Genomic DNA, 7,814 nt, shown 5'->3' with positions numbered 1-7,814 from the left:
TCTGTTTTTTAAACGCAAAGATTTATTTTTTTGTGCGAGATCTTAAGGAGCAAAGGGTAATCAATAAATTGATTTAAGCTATTTTTTTCCAAGATAAGCCGACTGACTTGTCGAAATCTTTGTTGCATAAAAATGGGCTGCTTTTAATTAAACTTTGCGTTAATAATGCAACTGAACATTCTCTAAGCTAACTTCAAATTTTTCGGCCAAATCCTGAGCTCGTACAATCATTTTTGACTGTAACTGGGTGAAAATGGCAGTGACTCGGTTGAGTTTCTTGAGGTAATGGTCGTTCATTATTTTGCAAATGTAATCTGTCTGTTTTTTAAACGCAAAGATTTATTTTTTTGTGCGAGATCTTAAGGAGCAAAGGGTAATCAATAAATTGATTTAAGCTATTTTTTTCCAAGATAAGCCGACTGACTTGTCGAAATCTTTATCCTTAGGAAATGTGATGCTTTTAATTAAACTTTGAGTAAATCATGCATCACAAAATTCCAGCCTTGTAAATTATAAACTGATCAATTAACAAAACTAATTCTTAAAAGAATTCACCAGTTTATCCAGATTCAAACTCCTTGCTGACGCATCAAAAATCTCACGATAAGTCCCGTTCATCTGCACCAGTTCGTCATGTGTTCCGCTTTCAACCACATGACCTTTTTTCATCACATAAATTTTATCTGAATCTAAAATCTGGGAAAGCGAGTGCGAAATAATCACCACCGTTCGTCCTTCTTTGATCGCATCTAAAGAGTTTTTAATCTGTTCGGTGGCAATCGCATCCAAACTGGCAGTTGGCTCATCCAGGAAAATAATGGGTGGATTTTTAAGGAATAATCTGGCGATGGCAATTCTCTGCTGCTGTCCGCCCGAAAGTTGGGTGGCATCATGCTGGTATTTTTCGGGTAAATCTAAGATCTGCTCGTGGAGATAGGCTTTTTTAGCGGCTTCTTCAATCTCCTCAAAACCTGCATTCATATTTCCGTAGCGGATGTTGTCTTCAATACTTCCCTGAAAAATATGGTTTTTCTGTAAAACCAAACCGATATCATTTCGCAGATAAGCATTGTCATACTGATTCAGATTGATTCCATCCAATAAAATTTCGCCAGTATCGGGAAGATAAAATTTACATAAAAGATTAATGATGGTGGACTTTCCAGCTCCGCTTAAGCCAACTAAAGCTGTCGTTTTTCCATTTTCGATGGACATAGAAACATTGTGTAAAGCCTGAGTTCCGTTCGGATAGGTGAAATTGACGTTTTTGAGCTCAAAATTTTCAGAAGTCATGGCTTCTTTCAGCGTTCCGTTGGGCTCGGCTTCTTCGTCAGCATTTAAAATTTCGAAATAACCTTCCGCGTAAATCATCGCATCATTCATGTCATCATAAATTCTGTGAAGCTGTCTGATCGGCGAAGAAACATTGTTGAACAACATGATGTGAAGCATGATAGCGCCCAAAGTCATTTGCTGGTTCAAAACCAAATAAACCGTCAGTAAAATAATCAAAACCACACCAATCTGCTCGATGAATGTCTTTAAACCTTCGTAGATAAAACTGGTTTTCCGGGTGTACATCTGGCTGTCCATGAGTTGCATCTGCAGATCAAACTGTTTTTTGCCTTCAAATTTTTCACGTACGAAACTTTTGATCACCAAAATGGAATTGATTAAATTTAATAATCCTGAAGTCTTCTGTTCGCGCTGATTCCGAAGCTGCCTTCTAACGCCACCCAGTTTTTTTGCCTGCATGGAAGTGACATAAAAATAAATCGGGACAATTATCGTGGAAACCAGACCAACATACACATTCTGCATGTACATAATGACCAAAGCGATAATCGCATTGGAAAACATGGGCAAAATATCGATGAAAAAGTTCTGAACAAGCTTCGTTAAACTTTCAATTCCACGGTCGATTCTGGTCTGTAATTTTCCGGAGGCGTGGTTTTCATCACTGAAATAGGCAACTTTATACGTCAAAATTTTATCAATCGCAGATTGCGCCAAAACCGAACTTACATTAATTCTGATTTTCTCACCATAAAATTTCTGTCCGAAACTGATAAAAATATTAGCAATTTCTTTTCCTAAAAGTATGGCGGAAATAATTAAAAGCACATGAATTCCTTCCGACATCGGACTGGGAAGTTTGGTTAATTTCTCTACTTCGTCAACCGTATATTTTAAAACTACCGCATTGACCTGAGCCGTGATTGCTCCTAAAAAAGTAAGAAACAAAGTTCCGTAAATCATCAGCCGATACGGCTTAATGAAAGGTTTCAGCTGTCTGTAAATCCCGAAAATACTGAGTGCTCTTGTGAAAGGTTTTGCCATGAATTGGTTTTAAATGAAAAACGTACCGTTTCTGAGAGAAAAGGTACGTTTTAATATATTTTTTACCAAATAATTAACTCAATTTAAAACATTAGCAACACTAAGTTTTCTGAATTAATATGTTTTAGATTTTTTTAAGTTTTACTGAAGTAAATCATTAAGCAAAATGCTAACATTCAGACTTTCAATTTGCTGACTTAATTTGAACACAGAGTACTCAAAGTTTTTTTTCTCCAATAAGATGTTACAAGTTTCACAAAGCCGTTTCACTTACAAATGCTCACCAAGTCTTTTTTAAAACAAATTCAACAGTCTAAAACTAAGATAAGCTTTAGCGGCTCAGTGAGACTTCCGCAGAATTTTTAAATTAAACTTTTTGAACTTAATGTTGAAAAATAATTTTCTAAATAAATTATAGAAAAAATTTACCCTTCGTAAACATAAGTCGTCAGATAATGAAGTTCAGACTTACTTGCCGCTTTAGATTCCGCTTCAGCCTGCTCCATAGAGTACTGCGAATTGATTTCTTTACGCTGAAAAACAAAAGAATTATTTGCATTTTTATCCACAACGTCAGCAAAAATATGCTCGATTTCGGAGTTGGCTAAAGAAGCAAAACTGATATCTTCAAAACCATACATCAATCTGAGGTCATCATACTGAGCAAAGTTCTCATTCACAAAACCCTGCAGTTGAGATTTTGAATCAAAATTCCCTGCCCAGATATTGTAGGCATAAGTTTTCTTGCTTGCCTTGTCGAAAATACTCTGGTAAACGAAGTTTTCACCCAAATATGCTTCTCTTACCTGCGGATCATTTGCCAGTTCTTCAGGTAAACCTTCTTTCAGGATTTTACCTTCAAACATAATATAGGTTTTATTGGTGATCGCCAGAGTCTGCTGTACGTTGTGGTCGGTAATCAGGATTCCGATGTTTTTATCGGTCAGACTTCTTACAATTTTCTGAATATCTTCAACCGCAATCGGGTCAACTCCCGCAAACGGCTCATCCAATAAGATAAAGCTTGGACTTGTTGCCAGACATCTTGCAATTTCCGTTCTACGTCTTTCACCTCCGGAAAGTAAATCTCCACGGTTTTTTCTGACATGCTGTAATGAAAACTCTTCGATCAGTTCATCACATTTGATCTGCTGCTCCCGTTTTGAAAGTTTAGTCAATTGTAAAACTCCCATAATGTTATCTTCTACAGACAGTTTTCTGAAAACAGAAGCTTCCTGCGCCAGATAACCGATTCCTTTTTGGGCTCTACGGTACATTGCATCAGTTGTGATTTCCTGTTTATCGAGAAAGATTTTTCCTGAAGTTGGCTTTACCAAACCTACGATCATATAAAATGATGTCGTCTTACCTGCTCCATTAGGACCCAGCAAACCTACAATTTCTCCCTGCTGAACCTGTACAGAAACGCCTTTTACAACCTTTTTGGGACCGTATTCTTTGATTAAGTTTTCTCCTCGTAAAATCATAAAGGCAAAGATAAAGTTTTTTTGAATTTAAATTTAAGATTAAAAAATGACTGCGTGAGTTTTATGATATTTTAATAAATCATATTGAAAATCCGCAATTTGTCATAACATTAAATTTAACACAATGCCAAACAAAGAATTTTAAATCCTGACCGGTGTTAAAATATACAAAGGCGTGAACTTAACAATGAAATACGATGTATTCTTGATGACAACAAATGGCGGACAATCGTACAAATCAATATTAATTTTTCAGTAATCTTAAAATCTTATGTAACGATGAAGATTTTAATGCTACTTATCAAAAACAACAAACAAAGTTTATTATGGAAAATTACGGTTACACAAAAGACGGCAATACTCAACAGCAAAATAATATACCCTATAAATCAGAAAAGAAAATTCCGGCTGCGCTTCTGGGTCTTCTAGTCGGGTGGCTAGCTCTAAATAAATTCTATTTGGGATATACAAAAGAAGGAGTAATTCAACTGGTGTTAAATGTCGTTACCTGTGGAGTAGCATCAATTATCCCATTTATCGAAGGAATCATTTATCTGTTGATGAGCGATGAACAATTTGACAATACGTATGTCCACAACAAAAAAGGCTGGTTGTAAATTTTAAAACAAATTCGCTGATCAGTCTCATTTGAAGCATATTTTTCTTAAATTTAGTTTACCAATCACAATTTAAATTTTATGGAAAATAACCAACAGTTAACTGAATTACTTGCTTTAGATTTAGGTGTAAATTTAATCAACAGAAGACCTTATGCAAAAGAGGTTTTTAAATGGCAGGATATTGATCTTCTCCCCCATTCTTCTGCTGATACTTTGCTATGCGAAATTTACGAATGGAACGGCAGAAACTGGCGAACGACCAATAATAATCTCATCGGATTCTTATTCTCTGACGAGCAGTTAAAAAACGTAAGAGAACAGCTTTTAAATGTTCCCAAACATCCGGCTTTAATTCCTGATTTTGAATTTACCAAAGAAAGTATGGTGGAATACAGCCTTGCCTTCTCTTTTTAATATTGGAATTAATGGAAATATCAACAGTGCCAAAAGTTTTTCTGTACGGGTAAATGGCGTGACGAAGTCAAGAATTACAAATATCGATTCTCCCGGAATTGAAATCTTACGGAAATATTCTGAGTTTACAGATTCTGAATCGAAAACCTATCGGAAGAATATTAAATTTAATTATTTAAGCACCTCATTATTTTATGCCGAAAGTGTAGAAATTTTTCTTGAAAAAGAATCGGGAGTTGGCTTAGACGTGAGTTTCCAGACGCAAAATGTGGAAGTGGAAACCAAAGTTGATACGGATACGAAGAAGCATTTTGTTCTAAAATACTCCGGAAACCAGTCTCCTTTTGCGGCAAAATTTACCAAAGGAAAAGATTTTGATTTTAAATAATTTTTTGAAAGTTAAAAGTTATGAATTATGAGTTGAAATATTTTCGTTCAATTCATAATTCATAACTGATAACTCTTGACTTACTTTCTATCTGTTTAAAAGAATCGCTGCCTCTTTCGCTGCATACGTGAAAATCATATCTGCTCCTGCTCTTTTGAAACATGTTAAACTTTCAATGATGGCTTTATCATTATCCAACCATCCGTTTTGAGCTGCAGCTTTCAACATTGCATATTCTCCGCTTACATTGTACACCGCAATCGGTAAATCGATGGCTTCACGTACTTTTGAAACGATATCCAAGTACGGAAGACCCGGTTTGATCATAATGATATCTGCACCTTCTTCCACATCTTTGAAAACTTCGTTCAACGCTTCACGCGAATTGTGAAAATCCATCTGATAGGTCTTTTTATCTTTTGGAATTTCCATATCATCTTTCGGTGCACTGTCTAAAGCACTTCTGAACGGTCCGTAAAATGAACTCGCATATTTGGCAGCATAACTTAAAATTCCTACATCATAAAAACCGCTTTCTTCCAACGCTTCACGAATTGCCAAAACACGGCCATCCATCATATCACTCGGTGCCACAATGTCTGCTCCGGCTTCTGCATGCGAAACTGACATTCTCGCCAGAGCTTCGTTGGTTGCATCGTTCATGATTTTGCCGTTTTCTATAATTCCGTCATGACCATAGATTGAATAAGGATCTAATGCTACATCAGGCATAATCACCATTTCAGGAACGGCATCTTTTATTGCTTTAATGGTATTTTGCATTAACCCATCTTTGTTCCAGGCTTCTTTTCCGGTGTTATCCTTCAGATGATCTGACACTTTCATGTACAAGTTAACCGCTTTTACCCCTAAAGAAAATAATTCTTTACATTCCTTAACCGTCAAATCGATGCTGCGTCTGAAAATTCCCGGCATTGAAGAAATTGCCTCTTCTTTGTTTTCACCTTCCATGACGAAGACCGGCATTACAAAATCGTCTGTAGAAAGACTGCATTCTCTTACCAGGCCTCTCATAGATTCATTTACTCTCAATCTTCTGTTTCTTGAATATATCATTTTGGAATACTTTTTGAATAATTTATTGCAAATTTAATATAAGTTCTATAAAAAACTATTGCAGATGATTATAGAATTTATTACTTTTGTTAGTAATAATTATGCAAATTATACGTTAGATGAAAAAACTTTTACTTTTAATTATATTTATGGGCGCTTTTGTTGGATTTTCCGACAATCTTAAAGCACAGATAAAAGAGCCTTCGTCAACTTCTCAGAAGTCTGATGATGGAGTTCTTACTGCGTACCCAAATCCTGCTAAAGACTTTTTGGTGGTAAAAGCCAAAGATGCTTCTTTGAAAATTAAGTCAGTTATCTTCTACTCTATATTAGGAACACAGGTTGCCAATTATAATGTTAACGCCAACAGAGCTGAAATCAACATAGAAAAATTAAAACCCGGAAAGTATCTTATTCGCTACATTCTCAGCGACAATACGCAAAAGGTTACTCAAATAGTAAAACAATAATATTAAATCCTGATCAACATCAGGATTTTTTCTTTTAGCAAAATTCTTTTAATTCCGTAACTTTCGGATTATTTTTATACTCATTATAAAAAAACAACTGAATGCTAAAAGCTGAACATATTACTAAAACCTACACTGCAGGAAAAAAAACAGCATTGGACGATTTTAGCATACATGTGCCGAAAGGAAGTATCTACGGTCTTCTGGGACCCAACGGAGCAGGAAAAACCTCTTTTATCCGTATTATCAATCAAATTACACAGGCAGATTCCGGAGAGGTGATGATCAATGGAGATAAGCTGAATCCCAATCACATCAGAGACATTGGCTACATGCCTGAAGAACGCGGTTTATACAAAAATATGAGCGTGGGAGATCAGATTCTTTACTTCGGGGAACTGAAAGGGATGAAAAAAAACGATGCGCTGAATGAAGCCAAAAAATGGTTTGAAAAACTGCATATCGACCAGTGGTGGAAGAAAAAACTGTCTGAGCTGTCTAAGGGTATGGCACAGAAAATACAGTTTGTGGTGACTGTTCTCCACAGACCTCACCTCTTGATTCTTGATGAACCATTTTCAGGTTTTGACCCTGTAAATGCCAACTTAATTAAAGATCAAATTATCGAACTTAAAAACAACGGAACGACCATTATTCTCTCTACCCACAGAATGGAAAGCGTGGAAGAAATGTGTGATTATGTTGCGTTAATCGATAATTCCAAGAAAATAATCGACGGAAGAGTTTTTGATGTGCGGGAAAAATTTAAAAAGAATATTTTTGGAATTACCCTATCGGATGTGAACAGCGAGCAACTTCAGAATTTCCAGAATAAATATGACGTTTTCAATTTATCTGAGCAGAACAATCTGATTTCGTTTGACCTGAAAAATACGGTGAATCAAAATGATATTTTACTTGATTTGGTACAGGCCGGAAAAGTAAGATCGTTTGAAGAGAAAATCCCGAGTATGAATGAAGTGTTTATTAATGCCGTTGGTAATCATTCTTAAATTTT

General features: G+C 35.8%; 7 protein-coding genes and 1 pseudogene. 5 read left to right on the top strand and 3 right to left on the bottom strand.

What is annotated here, in order from left to right; all coding sequences use genetic code 11:
* Nucleotides 1-534: 534 nt before the first annotated feature.
* Both OMO38_RS19440 and lptB read right to left on the bottom strand, forming a co-directional pair.
* Nucleotides 535-2,259 carry an ABC transporter ATP-binding protein gene (locus OMO38_RS19440; protein WP_264751841.1) on the bottom strand — a complete coding sequence of 575 codons (1,725 nt, stop codon included), beginning with the start codon at nt 2,257-2,259 and terminating at the stop codon, nt 535-537.
* An 842-nt stretch (nt 2,260-3,101) separates the two neighbouring features.
* Nucleotides 3,102-3,827: pseudogene (lptB, locus tag OMO38_RS19435) on the bottom strand (LPS export ABC transporter ATP-binding protein); the annotation flags it as partial.
* Nucleotides 3,828-4,153: 326 nt separating this feature from the next.
* On the opposite strand from lptB, the gene OMO38_RS19430 reads away from it, so the two are divergent.
* The 3 genes from OMO38_RS19430 (at nt 4,154) to OMO38_RS19420 (ending at nt 5,249) form a co-directional block, all read left to right on the top strand.
* Complete coding sequence (locus OMO38_RS19430; protein WP_264751839.1) at nt 4,154-4,444, top strand: TM2 domain-containing protein; 291 nt, start codon at nt 4,154-4,156, stop codon at nt 4,442-4,444.
* Between the two features lie 81 nt (nt 4,445-4,525).
* On the top strand, nt 4,526-4,861 hold the full coding sequence (locus tag OMO38_RS19425; RefSeq protein ID WP_264751838.1) for a hypothetical protein: 336 nt from the start codon (nt 4,526-4,528) through the stop codon (nt 4,859-4,861).
* On the top strand, nt 4,809-5,249 hold the full coding sequence (locus OMO38_RS19420; RefSeq protein ID WP_264751837.1) for a hypothetical protein: 441 nt from the start codon (nt 4,809-4,811) through the stop codon (nt 5,247-5,249). The genes OMO38_RS19425 and OMO38_RS19420 overlap by 53 nt, the downstream gene beginning before the upstream one ends.
* Before the next feature lie 87 nt (nt 5,250-5,336).
* Here the strand turns inward: OMO38_RS19420 and hemB are convergent, their stop codons facing one another.
* Nucleotides 5,337-6,326 carry a porphobilinogen synthase gene (hemB, locus tag OMO38_RS19415; RefSeq protein WP_264751836.1) on the bottom strand — a complete coding sequence of 330 codons (990 nt, stop codon included), beginning with the start codon at nt 6,324-6,326 and terminating at the stop codon, nt 5,337-5,339.
* A gap of 119 nt (nt 6,327-6,445) precedes the next feature.
* Here hemB and OMO38_RS19410 point away from each other — a divergent pair, with 119 nt between their 5' ends.
* Both OMO38_RS19410 and OMO38_RS19405 read left to right on the top strand, forming a co-directional pair.
* Complete coding sequence (locus OMO38_RS19410) at nt 6,446-6,796, top strand: T9SS type A sorting domain-containing protein (RefSeq protein ID WP_264751835.1); 351 nt, start codon at nt 6,446-6,448, stop codon at nt 6,794-6,796.
* Between the two features lie 101 nt (nt 6,797-6,897).
* Nucleotides 6,898-7,809 carry an ABC transporter ATP-binding protein gene (locus OMO38_RS19405; RefSeq protein ID WP_264751834.1) on the top strand — a complete coding sequence of 304 codons (912 nt, stop codon included), beginning with the start codon at nt 6,898-6,900 and terminating at the stop codon, nt 7,807-7,809.
* The last annotated feature ends 5 nt before the right edge of the window (nt 7,810-7,814 follow it).

The sequence above is a fragment of the Chryseobacterium kimseyorum genome, from assembly GCF_025971945.1.
In the GTDB taxonomy this organism is placed as follows: domain Bacteria; phylum Bacteroidota; class Bacteroidia; order Flavobacteriales; family Weeksellaceae; genus Chryseobacterium; species Chryseobacterium kimseyorum.
This window is presented reverse-complemented; position numbering and strand designations above follow the sequence as displayed.

Bases quoted from the DNA above. Each gene is read 5' to 3' on its own strand.
- OMO38_RS19410 (WP_264751835.1), top strand. From the start codon at position 6,446: ATGAAAAAACTTTTACTTTTAATTATATTTATGGGCGCTTTTGTTGGA.
- OMO38_RS19440 (WP_264751841.1), bottom strand. From the start codon at position 2,259: ATGATTTACGGAACTTTGTTTCTTACTTTTTTAGGAGCAATCACGGCT.
- OMO38_RS19405 (WP_264751834.1), top strand. From the start codon at position 6,898: ATGCTAAAAGCTGAACATATTACTAAAACCTACACTGCAGGAAAAAAA.
- OMO38_RS19430 (WP_264751839.1), top strand. From the start codon at position 4,154: ATGGAAAATTACGGTTACACAAAAGACGGCAATACTCAACAGCAAAAT.
- hemB (WP_264751836.1), bottom strand. From the start codon at position 6,326: ATGATATATTCAAGAAACAGAAGATTGAGAGTAAATGAATCTATGAGA.
- OMO38_RS19425 (WP_264751838.1), top strand. From the start codon at position 4,526: ATGGAAAATAACCAACAGTTAACTGAATTACTTGCTTTAGATTTAGGT.